At 40.3% G+C, this 22,368-nt stretch carries 18 protein-coding genes and 1 rRNA gene; 9 read left to right on the top strand and 10 right to left on the bottom strand.

Annotated features, from left to right (window positions below; genetic code table 11):
* Positions 1-68: 68 nt before the first annotated feature.
* Positions 69-1,421, bottom strand: a complete 1,353-nt coding sequence (gene prsR, locus HUU81_RS16410; RefSeq protein WP_199609974.1) for a PEP-CTERM-box response regulator transcription factor — start codon at positions 1,419-1,421, stop codon at positions 69-71.
* Positions 1,399-3,489 carry an XrtA/PEP-CTERM system histidine kinase PrsK gene (prsK, locus tag HUU81_RS16405; RefSeq protein WP_199609973.1) on the bottom strand — a complete coding sequence of 697 codons (2,091 nt, stop codon included), beginning with the start codon at positions 3,487-3,489 and terminating at the stop codon, positions 1,399-1,401. Before prsK ends, prsR begins: the two co-directional genes overlap by 23 nt.
* Before the next feature lie 213 nt (positions 3,490-3,702).
* On the opposite strand from prsK, the gene HUU81_RS16400 reads away from it, so the two are divergent.
* From HUU81_RS16400 to HUU81_RS16385, 4 genes are read left to right on the top strand one after another with little or no spacing between them, the layout of a single operon-like run.
* Complete coding sequence (locus HUU81_RS16400; protein ID WP_199609972.1) at positions 3,703-4,344, top strand: hypothetical protein; 642 nt, start codon at positions 3,703-3,705, stop codon at positions 4,342-4,344.
* 34 nt (positions 4,345-4,378) lie between these two features.
* Positions 4,379-4,606 carry a hypothetical protein gene (locus tag HUU81_RS16395; RefSeq protein WP_199609971.1) on the top strand — a complete coding sequence of 76 codons (228 nt, stop codon included), beginning with the start codon at positions 4,379-4,381 and terminating at the stop codon, positions 4,604-4,606.
* Positions 4,596-5,453, top strand: coding sequence for an HprK-related kinase A (locus tag HUU81_RS16390; RefSeq protein WP_199609970.1), 858 nt, complete (start codon positions 4,596-4,598; stop codon positions 5,451-5,453). The genes HUU81_RS16395 and HUU81_RS16390 overlap by 11 nt, the downstream gene beginning before the upstream one ends.
* Positions 5,446-6,543, top strand: a complete 1,098-nt coding sequence (locus HUU81_RS16385) for a nucleotidyltransferase domain-containing protein (protein ID WP_233520633.1) — start codon at positions 5,446-5,448, stop codon at positions 6,541-6,543. The genes HUU81_RS16390 and HUU81_RS16385 overlap by 8 nt, the downstream gene beginning before the upstream one ends.
* A 7-nt stretch (positions 6,544-6,550) precedes the next feature.
* Here HUU81_RS16385 and HUU81_RS16380 read toward each other — a convergent pair whose 3' ends face one another.
* Positions 6,551-7,336, bottom strand: coding sequence for a S1 family peptidase (locus tag HUU81_RS16380; RefSeq protein ID WP_199609968.1), 786 nt, complete (start codon positions 7,334-7,336; stop codon positions 6,551-6,553).
* An 87-nt stretch (positions 7,337-7,423) separates the two neighbouring features.
* On the opposite strand from HUU81_RS16380, the gene tviB reads away from it, so the two are divergent.
* The 3 genes from tviB to HUU81_RS16365 are packed head-to-tail and all read left to right on the top strand — an operon-like array spanning position 7,424 to position 10,576.
* Positions 7,424-8,707 carry a Vi polysaccharide biosynthesis UDP-N-acetylglucosamine C-6 dehydrogenase TviB gene (tviB, locus tag HUU81_RS16375; RefSeq protein WP_199609967.1) on the top strand — a complete coding sequence of 428 codons (1,284 nt, stop codon included), beginning with the start codon at positions 7,424-7,426 and terminating at the stop codon, positions 8,705-8,707.
* Between the two features lie 10 nt (positions 8,708-8,717).
* Complete coding sequence (locus tag HUU81_RS16370; RefSeq protein WP_199609966.1) at positions 8,718-9,737, top strand: NAD-dependent epimerase; 1,020 nt, start codon at positions 8,718-8,720, stop codon at positions 9,735-9,737.
* Positions 9,738-9,790: 53 nt separating this feature from the next.
* Positions 9,791-10,576: an ElyC/SanA/YdcF family protein gene (locus tag HUU81_RS16365; protein WP_199609965.1), complete on the top strand. Its 786-nt coding sequence runs from the start codon at positions 9,791-9,793 to the stop codon at positions 10,574-10,576.
* A 67-nt stretch (positions 10,577-10,643) separates the two neighbouring features.
* Here HUU81_RS16365 and HUU81_RS16360 read toward each other — a convergent pair whose 3' ends face one another.
* Positions 10,644-11,066, bottom strand: a complete 423-nt coding sequence (locus HUU81_RS16360; protein ID WP_199609964.1) for a hypothetical protein — start codon at positions 11,064-11,066, stop codon at positions 10,644-10,646.
* Positions 11,067-11,210: 144 nt separating this feature from the next.
* Entirely contained in the window at positions 11,211-11,681 is a 471-nt protein-coding gene (locus HUU81_RS16355; RefSeq protein ID WP_199609963.1) for a hypothetical protein, read from the bottom strand.
* Between the two features lie 340 nt (positions 11,682-12,021).
* Between HUU81_RS16355 and HUU81_RS16350 the strand changes: the two genes are divergently transcribed.
* Positions 12,022-12,912: a patatin-like phospholipase family protein gene (locus tag HUU81_RS16350; RefSeq protein ID WP_199609962.1), complete on the top strand. Its 891-nt coding sequence runs from the start codon at positions 12,022-12,024 to the stop codon at positions 12,910-12,912.
* Between the two features lie 419 nt (positions 12,913-13,331).
* Here the strand turns inward: HUU81_RS16350 and HUU81_RS16345 are convergent, their stop codons facing one another.
* The 5 genes from HUU81_RS16345 to prsT all read right to left on the bottom strand — a co-directional run bounded on the left by HUU81_RS16345 (position 13,332) and on the right by prsT (position 20,030).
* On the bottom strand, positions 13,332-14,054 hold the full coding sequence (locus HUU81_RS16345; protein WP_199609961.1) for a PEP-CTERM sorting domain-containing protein: 723 nt from the start codon (positions 14,052-14,054) through the stop codon (positions 13,332-13,334).
* A 307-nt stretch (positions 14,055-14,361) separates the two neighbouring features.
* Positions 14,362-15,462 carry a nitroreductase family protein gene (locus HUU81_RS16340; RefSeq protein WP_199609960.1) on the bottom strand — a complete coding sequence of 367 codons (1,101 nt, stop codon included), beginning with the start codon at positions 15,460-15,462 and terminating at the stop codon, positions 14,362-14,364.
* 100 nt (positions 15,463-15,562) lie between these two features.
* Positions 15,563-16,429 (bottom strand): ThiF family adenylyltransferase, encoded by an 867-nt coding sequence (locus tag HUU81_RS16335; RefSeq protein ID WP_199609959.1) that lies wholly within the window; start codon positions 16,427-16,429, stop codon positions 15,563-15,565.
* Between the two features lie 14 nt (positions 16,430-16,443).
* Entirely contained in the window at positions 16,444-17,214 is a 771-nt protein-coding gene (locus HUU81_RS16330; RefSeq protein WP_199609958.1) for a PEP-CTERM/exosortase system-associated acyltransferase, read from the bottom strand.
* Between the two features lie 59 nt (positions 17,215-17,273).
* Positions 17,274-20,030, bottom strand: a complete 2,757-nt coding sequence (gene prsT, locus HUU81_RS16325) for an XrtA/PEP-CTERM system TPR-repeat protein PrsT (protein ID WP_199609957.1) — start codon at positions 20,028-20,030, stop codon at positions 17,274-17,276.
* Positions 20,031-20,813: 783 nt separating this feature from the next.
* Between prsT and HUU81_RS16320 the strand changes: the two genes are divergently transcribed.
* Positions 20,814-22,354: ribosomal RNA gene (locus tag HUU81_RS16320) — 16S ribosomal RNA — on the top strand.
* Positions 22,355-22,368 lie beyond the last annotated feature (14 nt).

Raw genomic sequence — 22,368 nt, 5'->3', positions numbered from 1 at the left:
GTTTTTAATTAAAAGCCCCCGCATAGTAAATATGCGGGGGCTTTTGTTTTTCATTCAGGTTAGGGTCGCTAGCTTTTAATATCAGTCATGTGATATTTATCAATTAGCGCGTACAAGGTTGGTCGCGTGACACCTAACAGTGAAGCCGCTTTGGAAATATTATGATTAGCAATTGAATACGCTTTTCGAATTGCATGGCTTTCTGCTTTTTCTCGTACTTCTTTTAAATTAAGTACTGGCATTGCCTCTTCTTCATTACTGGGTGTTAAATTTAGGTCTTCAGCAGTGATATTTTTGCCTTCAGCCATAATGATGGCTGACTTCAACTTATTTTGGAGCTCGCGAATATTACCCGGCCAAGAATGATGCAACAATGCGTTAATAGCATCTTCAGAAAACCCTCTGATATTCCTGCTAAACTCTTGATTATATTGAGATAAAAAGTACTTTGATAATAAAATAATGTCTTGATCCCGCTCTTTCAGTGAGGGGATGTTTAACGTCATTTCACTGATGCGATAATATAAATCTTCACGAAACGTTTCGTCGTGCGTCATTTTTGATAAATCGCGATGGGTGGCGCATACCACACGTACATCAACGGCGATTTCACTCCTACCACCGATACGTTCAATCACGCGCTCTTGTAAAAAGCGAAGTAATTTGGCTTGAAGCGCTTGTGGCATATCGCCAATTTCATCTAGAAACAATGTGCCATGATGAGCTGTTTCTATTTTTCCTTTCGTGGTTTTGTGAGCGCCCGTAAATGCGCCTTTTTCATATCCAAATAACTCACTTTCTAACAAATTCTCAGGAATAGAAGCACAGTTAATCGCTACGAATGGCTTATCACTGCGTAAGCTGCGCTCGTGCAATGTGCGGGCAAACACTTCTTTACCTGTGCCACTTTCACCTAGCAATAGCGTGGTAATTTCGGTAGGAGCGATGCGCTCTACAATTTTACATGCACGTTGAATGGCAGGGCTGTTACCAATAATATTGCCTAAACTGGATACACGTTGATGCAGTGCTTTATTTTCTGATTCAAGTTCACATAACTTAAACGCACGATCAACAATCACATTAATGGTGTCGGTATCCACAGGCTTTTGGTAAAAATCATAGGCGCCTAATGCAATGGCTTTGAGTGCGTGTTCTTTATCATCATTACCTGTGATCACAATAACTTTCGTATTAGGGGCTAATTCTAGTATTTCAGATAATGCTGCGAGCCCTTCAGATGCGTTGGCCGGATCAGGCGGTAATCCTAAATCAAGTGTGATAACTTGAGGCTCGTGGCGTCTAAGCTGGGCAATAGCTGACGCGCGATCTTCAGCAAAGAACAGTTCGTAGCCACTAAAGCTCCACTTTAATTGTTTTTGAATACCTAGGTCGTCATCAACAATGAGCAATTTTTGCATCGGTTAATTCCATTTGGTTACTATGCGGGAAGATTAATTTGAACGTTGTGCCTACATCAGGTTTGCTGGTGACCAGCAAGTCTCCACCTAATTGTTCCATGAAGGCTTTTGCATCGTAAGCACCGATGCCCATGCCTGCATTACCTTTGGTGGTATCAAACGGCTTGAATAAACGTTCAGCGATAAATTCTTGTGTCATGCCGCAGCCAGTATCGGTAATGATAATGATGGTGGCATAAGCTTGTTGTTCTAATTCAACAATAACTGTGCCGCTATCTTCGGTTGCTTGTTGTGCATTGTCAATCAGATGCGTTAAAACATTGGTTAATTTATCTTTATCGATAACGAGGTTAACGATTTCGTCAGGAGTTTTTAACTCGGGTATCGGTTTTATATTAGATAACTTAACAACAATATCTTGAATTAATTGTTTTAGATCAACATCTTGCTGGGCTGTATTTGACACGTTTTTATTAAGTAATTGGTCAAGCATTTTATTCATACGTTGACGAGTATGCTGGAGCGTTTCGAAGGTATCATCAATAAACTCTGGGTTATGCTTATGTTTTTCAGCATTGTCCAAAATGAGTGTAATTTGTGCGACCACATTTTTTAAGTCGTGCATAACAAATGCTGACATGCGATTGAATGCATCAAATTGTGCATTTTCACGTAACTGTTCACCAGACTGGTGTACCCTATAAAAGCTGCCTACTTGCGCGGTGACAGCGGTCAGATAATCTCTCGTTTCCCAATTCAGTGTAATTTGTTTGTCTTTTTGCGTGTGTAAAAGAAATACACCTTGTAGTTTGTCATCATTAAACATCGGCACAATAAGGCTGAAAGTAGAAGTGTCTAACAACTCTGGGTCGATAATTAATTCAGGATAGTTTTTAGGGGTGCGGCTGTACTCATTTAAATCAATCATCCAATGATGTTGACGAATAAATGCCAGTGTGGCTTTAATCAGTTGCACGTGCTTGATGCTAATTTGATTCATGTTGATACTAGCCACTGGGCGTAATAAATTTTTATCAGTGATGCTTAAATAGCTGCCATAATTATAGTTAATGGCCTGCATCATGCCTTTAATACCTACTTCGTAAAAGTTATGCTCAGACTCTTTATGTGTATTCAGGGTATGAATAAGGCGTAGCCACTCTTCACGATAATCGTACTGATTCGCAAAAAAGTGCTTGGTAATATATACCTTAATATTTTTTCGTAAACTACCTGATAAAAACAACGCAATTAAGAGCGCAAAAGCAATGACGACAAATGATATTTGCACAACCCCCGACCAAGCTGCGCCAGATTGTTTGATGTAAAAGCCAACCACTGCCATTAGCATTAAATACGCGCCCGCGCCAACAACCATCGAACTTTGCAGGACGATATCCCGAGAGATAAAAATACGAATACCCCAATTGGTTGTGCGTTTAATGCTGATTAAAATAAAGGGAACGATAGCTGCGTAAATAAAGCCACGAGCAGCCACGTAATCTAAATTAATCGTCTTAAGCAATAAAGCTTCCGAGTATAAGAAAAAGTCGAACACACTCATGGTCGAGATGGCTAGGATCATAGGCTTAAATTGCCATCGGCTAGCTTCATCCGATTTGCGATACCACTGCTCAATGAGTGCAAGCTGCAAGGTGCACACCAGTAGCGGAAAAGCAAAATGCACGATGGGAATGAGCGTATCAAAAGTGTAGGTAGCAATGCCGCTAATAATGAGCGTAATAAAAATCGTACCGATGGCATAACGTACGAAGCGAAACTGTAGGTGCGTTTTTATATTGCTAATTTCGCTATTCAGTACCGCGGTTAAAAAGAAAATCCAAGCTGCATTCTTAACATGATCTAGGTACATGAGTAAGGATAAGGAGGGTTCAAGAAGGGCTGTAAAACTGGCAGCAAATACAGCAGACCACACAGCAATCATTGAAAACGTGACAATAAGTTGCGTTTTTATATAGTGTTTAGATTTAGCGGTAAATAGTAAAAACACCGCTGCTGCAAACATGAGAAAGGCAAAAAAGTACCCGCTAGAATAAATCCAATTCATATATTTTAATTTGCTTATTTATTATCCAGTGTTTTTTTATTAAAATACCACCGATTGCAACTTGTTATCACGTATTTTTTAGTCGAATGCTAACAATTACAACTTGCCTTGTGGCGTGATTATTGCAGTATAAGTAGTAAAAGTGGTCAATTTATCTGATTTTGTAAAGTAAACTGACACTTTTAGCCGTAAGATTATTGAGTAGGTATGGATATGAGCCCGGAACACAACACTACACATAAACCCGCTAATGACAAAGGAACCGCATTAGCAGCTTCAAGACGTAAATTTATTACGCGTGCAGCAATAGGGTCTTTACCGGTTATTTTTTCTTTAAATAGTCGTTCTGCTTGGGCAACGGGCATGAATTGTTCTACGACGGGGATTATGTCTGGTAACCAATCGGTTCAAGGTGTGTGTAGCCAAGGTGAACGTATTCTTTCTTCACACGGCTTTTGGAAAAATCATTATCCTACTTATCCTGTGATGCACAGACGCAGAGGTACCCCATCAGGCGTTATTAGAGATAGCCTGAATAACCTCGATGTTAATGAAGATAAATCAACCTTATTTGTTGATGTGTTCAAAGTGAATACCTTTCCAGGAAAATCTTTACAATGGGTATTACGTAGAGGCCCTGATAGCTTAAGTCGCAATATCGTTGCCGTATATTTAGATACACTGTATGAGCAAGTCTATTCCGCAAATGCTGAGCAAATTGGCACACCAGCGATGAATATTGGCTTAACGACGAAAAACATTGTGCAGTCTTACCAAATTGCGATGGGCGATGTGTCAGGGAGTGAAGCAAACCAACTGGCAGCTACCCTTGAATATTTGATTGATGGTGTTTAATCAAGCTATTAATGCTTACGCTAAGTAAATACCTATGACCATGCAGCACTCTGCTAATCATGAACACGCGGAAGCCCATGAAATCAGCATGGACTTCCAAGATTCGGTAGCTTATTTCAATAGAAAAACGGGTCAAACCCGAATTGAATATAAAGCGACGAATGTAAATGCGGCAACTGATGCTGAAGCTAGCGCTGCATCTGACGCAGAAAATACCCAAGGAGTCGGTTCTGAGTCATCCTCCCCTTCCAGTGATCATTAATTCTGGGCCTTTTGTTTTTTCATTTTCGAGTCCTCACCGAGTACCTTATTTAGCAAAGCTTTATAAGCAGTGCCTAATTGAAAAGAGTGATGACTATAAAGGCATTATCGATTTTTATGTTGATGTGCAACCCGTGTCAGGTATTCGTCACTGGCTTCGCCCGCAAGTAAAATTTCAGTTAGATAAGTTTGAACCTTTTAAGCCCATGCCCGCATCGCATGTGGGACCCATTTTAGAATGGGGTATGAATTGGTGTGTCAGTTCGCATATCCATGAATGTTTAAATATTCACGCTGCGGTAGTGGAAAAAAATGGAAAGGCGATCATTTTGCCCGGTGATCCGGGCTCAGGCAAAAGCACGCTTACTGCATTACTTGTTCATAATGGCTGGCGTTTACTGTCAGACGAAATGACGCTTTACTCGTTAACTGAGCATCAAGTTATTCCTGCAGTGCGTCCAATTAGTTTAAAAAATCAATCCATCGAGCTTATTCGTAAACTTTATCCAACTACGTATTTATCACCTGCATCGCTTGATACTATTAAAGGTACTGTTGCGCACATGGCTATTCCAGACGACGCTATAGCGGGTATGTATCAACCTGCAACACCTGTCGCTATTGTTTACCCAAAATATAAGCAAGGTGTCGATACACAGGTTTGTGAAGTTGGAGAAGGGCAAACCTTTATGCATATTATTAGAAATGCCTTTAATTACGATGTGTTGGGCGAAGTGGGTTTTGCCCGTGCTGCTGCGCTAACAAAAAGCACTCAAGGTTATTATTGTGAATATAGCCAATTTACTGATATTGCTGAATTTTTCGACGAGCTAGTGTGTGATGAATAATGAAGCGCTATTAATAGCGGTATTAGCGAATCCGGCTATTGTTAAGCATGCTGAAGCTGAATCATTTGATGAAGTAACTTGGTCATTGTTGCTAAGTGCTGCACGCCAGCAGAAAATGTTGGCGACATTATATTATTTGCTAGACGATTATCAGTTGCTAGACGAAATACCGGAAAAAGCGCGCATTCATTTAGCATCGTCTGCCTTGTATTGTAATAAATTGCATCAAAGCTTGGCGTATGAATTACAGCAAATTAGCTCAGCGCTAAAAACAGTAGGCTATTCAGCAACATTATTGAAAGGCGGTGCATATGTTTTGGCTAATAAGAAGGCAGGGCGTGGTCGCTTTTTTTCTGATATTGATTTGTTATTACCAAAAGAACAGCTTGAAACGGCAAAAAACGTTTTATTTTTAAAAGGATGGATACAGCAATCTGTGGACCAATACGACGATCACTATTATCGTGAGTGGACCCATGAGCTACCGCCGCTAGTACATTTAGAGCGAGCCTCTGTGGTTGATCTGCATCATGCTATTTTTCCTGTTGTGTCTCACCATGCATTTTCAGTTGTCCCACTGATGCGAAATACGGTTAAGCCTGACGATGAATATGAAGTGGATGTGTTAGCCCCTGAAGGAATGTTTATACATAGCGCAGTGCATTTATTTATGCAGGAAGATTTTGACAAACTGGTGCGCGACAGTTTTGATATGCACCGTTTAATAGCTGAACATGGACATGAGGAAACATTTTGGACGCGCTTACAAGGGTTAGCGATTGAATTGAAGGTGCAAACGGCGGTTGCTGATGCATTACATTGCTGTAAGCAATGGTATAACTCGCCCATTCAGCAACACGTTTTTCAAGCGTTAAATAAAGAAAACTTACTTACTAAACTGCGAAGACGCTGTTTGCATCACTTACTGTTTTCTTCAAATAAAATACACTTAACATTTGCGCATTATTACTTATATTTACGTGGCCACTTATTAAAAATGCCACTACATATTTTGCTTCCGCATTTGTGTTGGAAAACCATTAAGCAATTAAAACAAAGTATTAAGCAGGTTACCGCACACGGTCGATAGCACAGCGCTAGTTTTTAATCACTTGCTTCATTAACTCGTGAACATGTTTAACGGGTATTGCGTAGGTAATGCCGCTTGGCGCTGACAACACATTTTCTTTCGTTTCTTTAATGAATACTTTATTGATCACACCAATGACTTCAGCGTTATCTTGCAAATAAATAGGGCTGCCGCTATTGCCTGGGTAAGCGGTAGCATCAAGCTGGTAAATTGAAAAAGGTGCTTTCAGCCGCTTAATCATTTCAACACTCAATTTGTCGGCATTCACAGAGGGGGTAGCAATCGGCGTATACGCGGCAATAATGCCTCTATGTGTGGCAGGATATAACCCCAACACTGCACCAATTGGAAAGCCTGTAAAAGCAATATCAGCACCGTCAGGTACTCGTGTTGCGTTGGCCAATTTAAGAGGGGCAACGTATTGATCAATTTTTAAAATGGCCAGATCGTGAGTTGGGTCGCGCGCTACCACTTTTGCTTTAACTACTTTGGGGTGTTGCCCTTCGCCAACAAACACTACTCTATTTTGTACCCGCAATTCATCTAATGGCTTTGCGATTACATGATAATTAGTCACAATATGATAGCCATCATGAATAGCAAATCCGGTCCCTTGCAGTTGGGTTTTCGGGGCGGCTAACGCATCATAAATACCGATCCCAACTACAGCAGGTTTAACGTGTTTTACTGTGTCAACAAGGGGTGAATGTGCCTTAGTAAAAGCGCTAAAACCACAAGCGATAATAAGAAAAAAGGATAAAAATAGGTAAATGACGGTTTTTTTTATATTCATGAGCAAAAATAGCTTTAATTGAAATACAACCAGCATATACTAGTCGAAACAATCTACTATTAACATGAAAATGTGACAGGGATCGAGATGTTAGAAGAAAAATTGGGGCAAGTAAAACTATGTATCGTAGGTCTTGGATACGTAGGCTTACCTTTAGCAGTAGCATTTGGTAAAAAAGTAGAAACAATTGGTTTCGATATTAACGAAGAGCGAATTGCGCAATTAAATGATGGTGTAGACAACACCCTAGAAGTTGAAAGTGATGAGCTAAAAGCCACCACAAATCTTACGTTCAGTAACGACATTCAACAAATTGCAGATTGCAATATTTACATTGTTACCGTACCCACGCCGATAGACGAATTTAAACAGCCTGATATGAGGCCGTTACAAAGCGCGAGTAAAATGATTGGCGGCATTGTTAAAAAAGGCGATATTGTCATATATGAGTCAACCGTTTATCCGGGCGCGACTGAAGAAGTATGCATTCCAATTATTGAGCAGCAATCTGGCTTAACCTTTAACCAAGACTTCTTTGCAGGCTATAGCCCTGAACGTATCAATCCAGGTGACAAAACGCATCGCCTTGAAAGTATTGTTAAAGTGACTTCTGGCTCAACCCCTGACATAGCAGAAAAAGTAAATGCCTTGTATGCCTCTATTATTACCGCAGGTACGCATCAGGCATCATCAATCAAAGTTGCTGAAGCAGCAAAAGTTATTGAAAACACCCAACGCGACTTAAACATTGCGCTAATTAATGAATTAGCCATGATTTTCAATCGACTAGACATTGATACTGAAGAAGTATTAAAAGCCGCTGGTACCAAGTGGAATTTCCTTGGTTTCAGGCCGGGTTTAGTGGGCGGTCATTGTATTGGTGTCGACCCGTACTATTTAACTCATAAAGCAGAGCAAATTGGTCACCATCCTAATGTCATTTTAGCGGGGCGTCGTATTAACGACGAAATGGGGCAATATGTGGTGTCTAACTTAGTTCGCGAAATGCTCAATAAAAAAATCATGGTGAACGGGGCGCGGGTATTACTACTAGGTATTACGTTTAAAGAAAACTGTCCTGATATTCGTAACACTAAGGTAGTAGACATTGTTTCTGAGCTACACCATTTCCATGCTGATGTAGATATTTACGACCCATGGGCAAGCGCAGCTGAAGTGAAACATGAATACGGCTTAGCACTCGTTGAGCAGCCTGAAGAAGGTGCGTACGACGCAGTGATTGCCGCTGTAGCGCATGATGAATTTAAAGTGTATGACGCTAAAAAACTTGCATCATTATGTAAAGTAGACAGCGTAATTTACGATTTAAAATATATTTTTGACAAAGAAGCCGTTGATATCAGGCTATAAAGGGAAAAAAATGAAAGTATTAGTAACAGGTGCAGCAGGGTTTATTGGTTTTCATACCTCTTTATTCTTATTAAATCGCGGCGACGAAGTAGTGGGTTTAGATAACCTAAACGACTACTACGATGTTAACTTAAAACTGGATCGCTTAAAGCAAATTGAAAATCGTGAAAATAAAGTTAGCGACTTTAGATTTGTTAAATTAGATCTTGCTGATAAAGAAGGCATGGCTGAACTTTTCGAAAAAGAAAAATTCGATAAAGTAATTAACCTAGCTGCACAAGCAGGTGTGCGTTATTCAATTGAAAATCCGCATGCGTATATGGACAGCAACATTATTGGTTACATGAACATTCTTGAAGGATGTCGCCATAATAAAGTAAAACATCTGGTATACGCATCTTCTAGTTCAGTGTATGGCGCAAATGAGTCAATGCCATTTTCAGTGCACGACAACGTAGATCATCCGTTATCACTGTACGCAGCCAGTAAAAAGGCTAACGAGCTAATGGCGCATACGTACAGTAACCTGTATGGTTTACCAACTACCGGCTTACGTTTCTTTACAGTGTATGGCCCTTGGGGTCGTCCAGATATGGCATTGTTCTTATTCACTAAAGCCATTATGGAAGACAAGCCAATTCAAGTATTTAACTATGGTAATCATAAGCGCGACTTTACTTATATTGACGATATTGTAAAAGGCATTGTCCATACGCTTGACCATACCGCAGAGCCAAACCCTGAGTGGAGCGGCGCACAACCTGATCCAGGTACAAGTAAAGCACCGTGGCGCGTATATAACATTGGTGCACAAACACCAGTACAGTTAATGGAATACATCACCACGCTAGAAGAGCATTTAGGCAAAGAAGCTGAAAAAGAGCTACTGCCTATGCAAGCTGGTGATGTAGAGTCTACTTATGCAGACGTGGAAGCGTTGGTGAACGATGTAGGCTATCGCCCAACTACGACCATCAAAGAAGGTATCAGTAACTTTGTAAATTGGTATCGTGATTACTACAAAGTATAAACAACCGCTATTAAATAAGTTAATCGCCTAAATGGCCGTTTAGGTAACAAGAAATGGAAATGTCATTCTATTTCTTATTTAAAAAATGGGTGGGGGCGCTGTTTGCTCCCTTACCTATCGTTATTTTATTAATCGTGATTGCCTTTATTTTACGAAAAAAATCGCAAACACTGTTTAATACGCTTTTTGTTTGTTCTTTTTCACTCCTGCTGATCTTTTCATTACCTTTCACTAGTAACTTACTGTTGCGTCCACTTGAGTTATATAACGACAATCACACTCGTGACATAGCACAATTCAGTCATATTAAGCATATTGTTGTACTTGGCTGTAAACACCATGAAGAGCCATTGCAGCCGCTTGTTAGCCAAATTCATAACTGTTCATTTAAGCGAGTAGTGCAAGGAGTTTTGCTATATCAGCAATTAACCAAGCTGCACCAAACAACGCTATATTTTTCCGGCAGTACAGGGCGTATCAATCAAATTGCTGAAGCTAATATGAATGCAGCGCTAGCCACACAGCTTGGTGTGCCAAGCCACCACCAAATAGTCTTAGCTTCGCCGCGCGACACTTATCAAGAAGCGCAAGCACTCGCGCCGTATTTGTCTGGCAAAACGGTTGCTTTGGTAACATCAGCCAGTCATTTTGGTCGGGCAATCGATTATTTTGCGCAGCACAATATTAACGTTGAGCCATTTCCAGTAGAGCACTTAAGCAGCCAATATCAAGGTTACAAACCAAGTCAGTTTATTCCTAGCGCCGCCGCATTACAGCGAAGTGAAAGAGCCATGTATGAATACTTGGGAAGAGCAGCGAAGCATTTGGGGATGAAGTAAGTGAGAGTTTAATCAAGGGAGTTTGCACTCCCTTGTTATTTAAAGGCTAGCTTTAATTACCAGTATATTAGTTGACTTTGAAGCCGGGTATACAACTAACAGTATCGTATCTACCTGCAACAGAGTGGATATGAGTTGCGATTAGCTCGTACTCTTTTCCATCTTCAACATCTAATGTGACTAAGGTATCTCCATAAAAGTAAGTGCTTAAGGGAGCAAATTTTGTTGTGCCCACAGAACAATCTAATCTAAAAACTTGCTTACCAGTATTAAGAGGTATTAATTGATCGTCATAACTATTTTCGTAATCTTCAACAACTATCTCATCTACTGCTTTAAGAGTAATACTAATCCACAGATCAGTCCCATAAGTTGGATGAGGGATTATCTTTCTAAAGTTTTTCATTACAGCTGTATCTGCCATAACAGGCGCAGCAGCAGTTAATAAAGAGCCTACTAATAAAGTGGCGGTTGTTATTGTTTTAATCATTTTTACATCCTTATGTAATGGTGATTTGTATTGAATCATTCAATAAGTGTGATACGAGTAATGATAATGCGTTTATATCATTGCACGTATGGATATTTCGAGAGATTAAAAAGGGAGAGCTTCCCTTAGTGTTAGCGGTACTATCTATCTGTTTATTTTAATACCTGGGATGCAGTGAGCAGTATCGTACCAACCACGCTTGAAATGAAATAAGTCCGGATATAGTTCGTATTCAACGCCTTCTTCAACTTCAAGAGTCAGGGTTGTCCCGCCTGAAATACTAGTTGAGCGAAGTGGAGTGAAATCTTGGTAATTAACACCAGTATTCACTAAGCATTTAATATTGATCATTTGTTTTCCAGCTTCAATTGGTCTTAGTTGTCCATCAAAGCTGTTTTCATAATCTTCTACTATATTTCCTGCTGGATCTGGGTAAGGGCTGCTATCGCGTTTCTCAATAGACTGCACTACAACTTGAACCCAAGTATCAGTACCATAAGTTGGGTGCGGTACTACTTGTCTAAAGTTTTTAATATGAGACTCAGCCATAGCAGGTGCAGTAGCAGTTAATAAAGAGCCTACTAATAAAGTGGCGGTTGTTATTGTTTTAATCATTTTTACATCCTTATGTAATGTTGATTTGTATTGAATCATTCAATAAATGTGATACGAGCAATAATGAAAACCTGAGGGTATTCTTGATGACTCGTAAAGAAGTGCACTATATAAAAAGTTATTACCTTCAATAAGTTAGCGCGAGTGGCATACTATGGGAATGTTTCATTTAGATCAATAAAATGAATATTTTTGTAACTTAATTGTTTTAATATTTCGTAATCTTTTTTTTACAGCTATTTGTTCCCGTTATTCAATAGAAATCCCAATAATTTAAGCCATACTTTAATTCAGTGCGAATTTAGTACAAGAATTAACCTTCTGTGAGTAAGAGTAACCAATGGAAAATCTAATTGTTGAGAGTAACAAAGGAAAACCAATGACAGTAGTGCCTGTATTTTCGGGCGGAGGAACTAGGCTGCTTGCACATATCGGCATTTTGCAAGCCATTGAAGAATTAGATATTAACTTTGATCATGTTGTGGGGGTGTCAGGTGGTAGCATTGTGTCTAGTTTGTATGCGTCTGGAATGCCATTGGAAGAAATTAAGCAGTTAGCTTTTCAAACCGATTTTAATCAATTTAAAGATTTTTCGTTGTTGCGATTATTAAAAGATGGTGGCTTGTCGTCAGGCGCAAAGTTCGAACAATGGATTGACCAGCGGCTAGAAGGGCGCACTTTTAAAGACATGGACATAGACTTTCATGTACTCGCCACCGATGTCAATGGTGGTGGGCCGGTAGTATTTAATAAAACTAATAGCCCAGATTTAAAAGTGTCGCGTGCGGTGCGGTTTTCCATGTCGATACCGTTAGTATTTAGCTTTCAGGCGTTTCAGCAACATATATTGGTGGATGGTGCCATTTTGGCTGAAGATGCGTTATTTCGGGATTGGTCGGGCGAGGGCACGCCTGTATTATGCTTCAGGCTGAAAAGTGAACAAGAAGCTAACCAACAATTTAAGCGATCGTTTTTTTCTTTAAAAGCCTATGTATTAATGCTGATAAAAACCTTTATGGATGCCATTTCGCGTGAATACGTGCATGCCGAGCATTGGCATAATACTATTGTTGTTAATACAGGTAAGTCGTCGTCGGTAGACTTTAATATGTCGCTTGCACAAAAAGAAGCGCTTTTTCAGGCAGGTTATACAACGGCGCTGTCGTTTATTCCTAAAAAATTAGTGTTGCCAGACCAGTCCATCACTCCGTCACATTTATCCATGCATTAAACCCATAATCAGTAGCAAGCTGACACACGTTCGATTTTTAGAAAGTGCAGCGAAGCTTAATCATAATCGCAATCACAGTCACAATACAATCACAACGTTATACCTACGAAATTGAAAACAACAAATATTTCTAGTGATAGGCAACCCATCATTGCTGTCCAAGAAAGTTAATGACAGAAAAGATTTAAAGCAGGGAATATAAAAGTGAAGGTGAAAGCTGAATTAAAAAACAGGTATATAAGGATGGGAGGAGTAGGAGGTTAGTGAAATAGTATAAAGGTGGCTTGAAGGAAATACAGGTAAGAAGTATAGGTAAAAATATAGGTAAGAAATACAGATAATAAAAAACCCTGAAATAAATTCAGGGTTTTACACTTTGTATAAATAAATTAGTACAAATTAGTCAATACAAGTATTAATTATGCTTTCTTACGACGAGCCGCACCAGCAAAACCTAGTAAACCTAAACCTAACAATGCAATTGAAGAAGGTTCTGGAATACTGTTACCTGTTAAATCAAACGTACCGTTTAATAAACCAGGTTGGCCTTGAGTTGGTTGGAATGAAGAAGATAATACCATATCTGCTCCGTTAACCTGCGTATTAGTATCAAAGTTACCAGCAGCCATGCCACCAAGCACATCAATTAATGCTGTACCTGTACCAGAATCACTACCAGTACCTAGGTTAGTACCTGTGCCAGTTAGAAATTCTCCTGGTGGTAAACCTAGGCTTAACCATAGATTACCATCGCCTGCCGTTGGTGCTGTACCGTCAAAGTCTGGTGTATGATCTACATAAAAATCAATAAATAAATCTCTAAACTTAAATGTATTTGATACATCAAAATCTTCGTCAAGTACCATTGAAAATGTAAAGGTTAACTCACAGCCAGGACAAAATGCTGCATTATTAGGTAATGAGCTATTGAAATTAGTTACTTGGCCACGGCCAGTAACAACATCACCTTCTTGAACAGCACCAGTTTCAAAAATTGTTCCGTTAGCAACGAAGTCGCTTAACGCTGGAAACGCTAGAGTTTGATCTGGATCCCACTGAACACCGCCTACATTGATCATACTTGCTTGGGCAGACATACTTAAACCTAGGGTTAATGCTGCGCCTACTAACAACTTCTTCATTCTTTTCTCCTTAAATAACTAGTCCGAGTTATTTTTATTAAACTAGTAACACTATTAAAACTACCGCAATTTGTAATAAGCAATTTATAGACCACAAATAAATTTTTCTTCAACTTATTGTTTTTATTGGTTTTTAATTTATTTCCGGCGATTGTGTTATTAGTATTAATTCAGTTTGTAAAGTTACCTGACAGCCATAAACACATTTTAGAGTACGCGTAAGGTAATTATTGTGTGTTTGCCAAACTTGATGTCTATTAACGCTTTTTTGCTGCCTTATATAATTTTGGTGTAAAAATAATTGACGTTACTTTTGAAAACTCGCGATACTGCGGCGTTTACTATGGTGTGCTAATGGCTGATCATAAAACCCAACTCTAAAGAACATTAATGTTCTACCATTTTTGGTAAAAGCGTTGATTTCGCTTCTTACATTCGTCATTTCTTGCTGTATATCTTCATCGCTAAGCTGCACCACATCAAGGGCAACTACACCTGGTGCTGCGTAAGGATGAACTGATAAATTGTGTTTTGTTGCCATTAGCCATGTGCGTAATACTGCACGACCACCGTTAATAATATTCACACGACGTGAGTAGTTAGGATCTAGATGTTGTTCTTCATGTAAAGGATTTATGGTTAATTGACATAAGGCAGGTGAAAGTTTCATTGGCAAGGACACAGAGCGTTGCGCAATTAGTTTGGCGCCGCCAATTTTGTTAAATCGATTCATCCATCGCCATTTACTGATTAACTTAAAAAATGGACGGGCGGGCTTTTCAATTTCTAAGTCATCGTAGGTCATGCCTTCATCTGCTGTGCCATCGGTATTAATAGAACTGAAAATTTCTTGGTGTAAGGTTTCAGATTTAAAGCGCAATGCTTCGGCTTTAGCAACTAATGAAATGGCTTGGTTTTTACTTTTTGATTCAGTGAACCAATTTAATGCACAGTCTAACGATTGCGCAGCACGTGACATTTCGTCCATGATTGTTTGTGTAGGCATGCCTTTGAAAGGAAAACGGCGATCGGTTTGCCTTTGATCTAGAAATGTTGCAAGAGCATGTAACTCTGCGTTTGGCATCGGCATATTATTGCTAGTGCTATGAACTGGTTGGCTAAATTGAATGGTGCAAGGTAGATAAGGGTTGTTAGTAGGAAAATAGCTAATAGAAACATCTAATTCTTGCTCTGCGGCTTTTACCACTATAGCTTCCAGTACTGAGCCTATAGCAAGATCGGATAAAAAAAACGTTGCATCTGATGCTTTGCCTGAGCGTGTTTCATCTATCCATAATTCGAGGGTGTTGTCGTTTTGCCATTGATATAGCCAAGGTTGAGAATTATCAGCTGACGGAGCGGTTACTGCAGCCTGTAATAATTGTTGTTTAATTGCTTCAGTTAACATAAGTGGCCTTATCGTGTTTTATTATTCTTATAAGTATGGGCACAGTTAATTAATGATGTAGCGGCAAATGCATGCTTTCTCACATGTATTGGCTACGGGCTTAGTCAAGACCAAAATGTCGCTTACCTAAATACACTTGCAAACGGAATAGCGGGTTTTTGTGACCCAGTGGCAACCAAGTTTTTTTCAGTTTATTTTCGTAAGCATCGAATTGCATGCCCCACGGCGCTTTTACCAATGTTCCCCGATTAAGCAGAATTTTAGCAACGTATGCCGCTGCCATGCCTGCACACAAGTCGCAGCCCACAATAGTGGAAGGCCCTTTTTTTTCTTTTAGGTTAAGGCGGGTTGGGTCAACCAAATAATTGGTGTGCAATCGTGCAGGGGCTAATCCAAGATAGAAGCGTAAAAACTTTTCCATTTCAGACTTACCGTTCATCCCAAAGTATTCTTCAAATGACATGCTGTCGGGAGTAAAGGCTAAAAATGCGGTTCCCATACCTAGCGGCGCAGCAGTGATTGCTGGAATGCCTTTTTTTCTGCATAGTTCGAACACGGCTATACGTGGTTCAATAGCAAAAAAGTCGAGGCTATCTACATAGATATCAACGCCATCGAGAAATTCTTCTACATTTTCTTTAGAAATGCCTTTTGGAAATTGTTTTAACTCCATTTCTGGGTTGATGTCTTTGGCCATATTACAAATTGTGTCTAGTTTGTTATGGCCTATGGTTGACATGGTTGCGCCAATTTGGCGGTTGAAGTTTTCTACTTCGAAGGAGTCAAAATCTGAAACATGAAAGGCGCCAATGCCCATGCGTGCCAGTGTGGTTACATGGATGCCGCCCACTCCGCCGCAGCCTGCAATAGCTACTTTTTTTCCTCTAAAAATATGCTGTTCTTGTTCGGTAAACCAGCCAATATTTCTGGAAAAAGCTTTATCGTAGTCAAAAGCACTGTTTGTCATGGATCTTCCTTTAATTAGAAGTCTGTAGGGTCAACAAAAGGAACAAGTAACACTTGCTCTAATAAATCTTGCTTAACAGTATTAAATAACTCTAGTAATTCGTCATTAAGGTGCGAAGTAAAATGTTCAGAAGGTAAATAGAATAATGCACGCAAACCATGATAATCCATGGCTTCACCTACTTGTTGAAAAGGTAAACCTAATCGGTCAAGACGGCGTTGCAGTCGCGGCTCCATCATCACAAAGGTGGCATCGTGATTACATATTTGTACTAACGCGATACTTGCTAAATATAAGCCCATGGCAATATTTGGAAAGTTACGACGTTCTTCTTCAGAAAAAACGTGGCGCATATTAACGTCATTAATAATAAAGGGCTGATCTTTTTCATTAGGACGACGTCTAAATGCCGATGGCACAGCAAGCCGAGATATTTCTCCAAACGAGCCTCGGCGAAATGTGCGGGGATCAATAGCACCTTCTAATAAACTATCTAAACAATTTTTTTCTAACGGTGTTTGCTTTTCAGGGCTGGTAAGAGGAGGAATAACAACCCTAACACAGCCCGCAAACACGCCAGTGCTTTTATGCTCTAATAAGCAATGAAAGGCATATTGGTCGTATTCATCGGTTTCCATTTTGTTATCACGTAATGCTTCCCAGCCCAGTTCTTCACAATATACACTGTGTCTTATTTGAAACGCAGCTTGCCGAAGCGCTTTTGAGTTGGCAAATCGTACTGAAAAATACTTCTTAAAATTTTCAGCTAAAGATAATTGTGTCATTGCTACTCCTATGATCCCTCAGTCCGTTTTAATAGTGCCTAATGGAATGAACTCATTAACTATAGATCAAATTTCCGCTTTAGATTATTCAGTTGTTCTTGTTGTTGCGCATTAGCGGGAGAAATATTTTTAGATAATGTGATTGCTTCTTGCTTATTATCAGCAAGCATCAGCGTTTGCAATAACCGTAATTGCAGATCAACGTTATTAGGTTGAACCGTTAATGCTTGTTCAAAATAGCGAATGGCGGCAGCATAATCGTTACTAGCAATTGCGATGGTGCCTAGTGTATCTAAAATATTAACGGATTGCGGCGCATTGTTTAGCGCCTGTTCTGCCGTCGCTAATGCTTCTTCTAAGCGATCTTGCTTGTATAACGTCCATGCAAGGTTGTTAAGGGTGATTGCACTGTTTTTGTTAATAGTGAGTAGCGTTCGGTAATGTTGTTCTGCCTGAGCATATTGGTTGTGCTGCAAATAGAATTCAGCTAAAGAATTCAGCTTTTGTTGATCCTTAGGTGTTTTTGCAAGATCTTGCTCTAAAAATTTAGCAGAGGCTTCTGGTCCGTTAAGCTGCCTTTCGGCCATCGCTACTTTTACGGCACTTTCATAGTTAGGATTGATGTCGTAATTTTTGACGTAAAATGAGTAAGCTTTTTTGTAATCTTTCTCAACCCATGCTAAATCGCCTTGATATTTAAGTAATTTTTCGGCTGGCACATTCAGCTGATACAGTTTAGTGACTAGCTTATTGGCTTGCTCTAGTTGGTTTGTACGAGTTAGGTATCCTAATTTAAGCAGCTGTATTACAATTACATTTTGAATGCTTTCAGGTGCGTCTTCAATAAGTTCTAGCGCACCATTAAGATCACCATTCATATCTCTGATACCTATACCACGTAGCCAAGCGGCATAAGAGGTAGGGTGTTTTCTACGCCATTCATCGTAGTATCGCTGGGCGCTAGCCGGACCTTTCACTTTAAGGTTAGCGTCAGCAAATAGGAGCCAGGCATCGCTATTCAATACGGTTCTAAATTTATCAAGCTGCGCAATTACTTGTTGTGGCTTGTTTTGCAACTTATATAATGTTGCTAATGCTATGCGCGGAGAAAGATAATTAGGATAGTTCTCAATATGATTTAGCAAGTGACGCTCGACGCTATCTAGTGATTTAGTCTCTAGGCCGATACTGACTTGCTGCATTAGCGCTCTTTGATGATTAGGCCATTTATCAATAATTCGCTGGGAGAGTGAGCGAGCTTGGTCATATTGTTTTTTGTTATATTCAATTTCGACTAAATCCATGAGTGCAGGTATTAAATCGGGCTGTACTTCAAGCGCTTCATAGTAATATTTAGCTGCTTGTTCTACCTTGTTATCAAGTGATAAGATTTTGCCTTTTATAACTTTAGCATTAGCAACGTCTGTTTCTTCCCATTGCTCAGCAATATCCCACGCTTTATCCATTTCGTTATGCTTAATATAGTACAACGCTAGCACTAACCAGCCTCGTTCTAAGTTTGGATCTTGCTCGAGTGCTTGTTCAATGTTAGTTAAGCCACTTGCATCGTCAGATGCCACTTTGATAACGCCTGCATGTAATAAGTTTTCAGGGGTGCTGTTTAAGCTGGTTGCCTTTTTAAGATAGCTTTGTGCAGAGATTAAGTCTCCACTGAATGCAAGCCTTACACCTGTATTCGCTAATAAGTCTGCGTCACTTTCTGAAATGTCTGTTAAATTTTCAACGGTGCTTTGGGCGTCAGTGATATAACCCAATTGCAATTGTAGGTAAGCGTATAGGCGATGTAGTTTGTGTTCTTTGGGCAAGTTCACTATTGAATTAGAGAGGTAATGATAGGCTTGCTCAAGCTTATCTAATTTATAAGCAGAAATACCCGCCAATATTCTTGTAACTGGAGTTTGAAAGCTATTTTGGTGCGCTTTTTCTATATGATTTAGTGTTTCTTGATAGTTACCTTTATTAAACTCACTTTGACCTTTTAGGAAATTAACAAAACCATTATTCGGTAACCGTTGTAATAACGAAGCAATCAGTGTGTTTGCTGCTTCTGTTTCACCTAATTCGAGATGAGTTTGTGCAAGTAATAACTGTGCTCGCAAGTCGAAAGGCGTTAACGCTTTATACTTTAGTAGTGCGTCTCTTGTGGCAGCATGATTGTTATTTGTGCGATGAAGTTGTGCTTGCAGTAACAATGTATGCGCATGTTCCGGCTGCTGAGCCAAAATGCCTTCGGTGATACTAATAGCCTCATTAATAGCCTGTTGATGTTGAGCAACATATGCTTGTGCTAATCGTGTATGCAGAGATTCTGTTGATATAGCTTTGGCATTGTTAAACGTATCCATTGCATCTTCGAGCTTATTTAATGCTAAATGAGATATGGTTTGGTACAAGAAAATGATATTTTGCTGTTCAGGCGTGAGATTATTAAGTGTTTTAGAATATGAAAGGATTTCGGAATAATTATTTTGCAGATACATCGCGTGGACGATTTTGATTGAAATGTCATCTGCAGGATAGCCGAGCTCTAGTGCTTTAGTTAATTCTTTTCTGGCTGGCTTAGCTTGACCCAGCGTTAAATAGGTAGAGCCTAATATGTATCTTGCGCTGGCGTTTTCCATATCGGCTTTAATTGCATTCTTAAGCTCTAAAATAGCAGCTTGATTTTTTCCTTCATCTAATAGCGTTTGGGCATTAGTAATATATTCTTGAGGAGTTTTATTATTACAACCCGATAATATAGTCATTAAAGTGAAAGATAAGATAGCAACTTTCGGCATCTTAAGGCTTTTCATATTCAACTCCATCCTGAGATAAAACCAACAACAGTAAATCACTGTCGTTTAAAGTCATTGTTTGCTGGTAGTGTAATGCTCCAGTTTGCTCTTTAGTAAATAACATATCAAGTCACTAATAAATAAAAAATATAATGATATAACGTTTATATAAATAATCTGTGACCGACACAGGTATAAAGAGGGAGAGGCGAAGCAGATAATGTGGATTAAACCACCTAGCCCTTAATATACAAATAATAAATATAAAGATAAATACTGTTCGTGTAGGGTAAATCAATGACTTAAACGCTGTTCTGGTTAACAAATAACCGAACAAACAAAAAAGATAAAAAAGTACTTGCGCTGTTTTTAAATCTCCCTATAATGCGCCTCCACACCAACGGGGAAGCAAGCAACATCAGCCAAACCAAACGGTTTAACAAGCACTAAGTTCAAACGTTAAATCAGGTGCCAAGGTTAACCAGTTAATCGAATTTGAAAGAGTGAAGTTTTAAAAAAACTCCTCAAAAAATAAATTAGATTAACTGCTTGACTTTGAAAACGGAAAGCGTAGAATGCGCATCCCGCTTCGAGCTAAACGGTAACAAGTTACCAACCAGCACCAAGCACTGTTCTTTAACAATTTGTAATCAATCATCTGTGTGAGCACTCACAATAGAGATTAGAATCTAAGAGCTTCGGCTCAATACGATATTTAAATCTCAATAGTTTTGTAGAGTGACTCAACAGTCAATATATACAGAATTCATTGAGCTGAAACTTCGGTTTCAACAAAACTTTTAATTGAAGAGTTTGATCATGGCTCAGATTGAACGCTGGCGGCAGGCCTAACACATGCAAGTCGAGCGGTAACATTTCTAGCTTGCTAGAAGATGACGAGCGGCGGACGGGTGAGTAATGCTTGGGTATATGCCTTAAGGTGGGGGACAACAGTTGGAAACGACTGCTAATACCGCATAATGTCTACGGACCAAAGTGGGGGACCTTCGGGCCTCACGCCTTAAGATTAGCCCAAGTGGGATTAGCTTGTTGGTGAGGTAATGGCTCACCAAGGCAACGATCCCTAGCTGGTCTGAGAGGATGATCAGCCACACTGGAACTGAGACACGGTCCAGACTCCTACGGGAGGCAGCAGTGGGGAATATTGGACAATGGGCGCAAGCCTGATCCAGCCATGCCGCGTGTGTGAAGAAGGCCTTCGGGTTGTAAAGCACTTTCAGCGAGGAGGAAAGGTTGTCAGTTAATAGCTGTCAGCTGTGACGTTACTCGCAGAAGAAGCACCGGCTAACTCCGTGCCAGCAGCCGCGGTAATACGGAGGGTGCGAGCGTTAATCGGAATTACTGGGCGTAAAGGGCACGCAGGCGGTTAATTAAGTCAGATGTGAAAGCCCCGGGCTCAACCCGGGAACTGCATTTGAAACTGGTTAACTAGAGTACGAGAGAGGAAAGTAGAATTTCAGGTGTAGCGGTGAAATGCGTAGAGATCTGAAGGAATACCGATGGCGAAGGCAGCTTTCTGGCTCGATACTGACGCTCATGTGCGAAAGCGTGGGGAGCAAACAGGATTAGATACCCTGGTAGTCCACGCCGTAAACGATGTCTACTAGCAGCTCGGTTCGTCAAGAACTGTTTTGCGCAGCTAACGCATTAAGTAGACCGCCTGGGGAGTACGGCCGCAAGGTTAAAACTCAAATGAATTGACGGGGGCCCGCACAAGCGGTGGAGCATGTGGTTTAATTCGATGCAACGCGAAGAACCTTACCATCCCTTGACATCCAGAGAACTTACTAGAGATAGTTTGGTGCCTTCGGGAACTCTGAGACAGGTGCTGCATGGCTGTCGTCAGCTCGTGTTGTGAGATGTTGGGTTAAGTCCCGCAACGAGCGCAACCCCTATCCTTAGTTGCTAGCAGGTAATGCTGAGAACTCTAAGGAGACTGCCGGTGATAAACCGGAGGAAGGTGGGGACGACGTCAAGTCATCATGGCCCTTACGGGATGGGCTACACACGTGCTACAATGGTAGATACAAAGGGCAGCAAGACCGCGAGGTGGAGCGAATCCCATAAAGTCTATCGTAGTCCGGATTGGAGTCTGCAACTCGACTCCATGAAGTCGGAATCGCTAGTAATCGTAGATCAGAATGCTACGGTGAATACGTTCCCGGGCCTTGTACACACCGCCCGTCACACCATGGGAGTGGGTTGCTCCAGAAGTGGTTAGCCTAACCTTCGGGAGGGCGATCACCACGGAGTGATTCATGACTGGGGTGAAGTCGTAACAAGGTAGCCCTAGGGGAACCTGGGGCTGGATCACCTCCTTACCAAAAGATTCGAC

Source organism: Flocculibacter collagenilyticus (assembly GCF_016469335.1).
Taxonomy (GTDB): domain Bacteria; phylum Pseudomonadota; class Gammaproteobacteria; order Enterobacterales; family Alteromonadaceae; genus Flocculibacter; species Flocculibacter collagenilyticus.
Note: the sequence above shows the minus strand (reverse complement) of the source record. Positions and strands in the feature narration are given on the sequence as shown.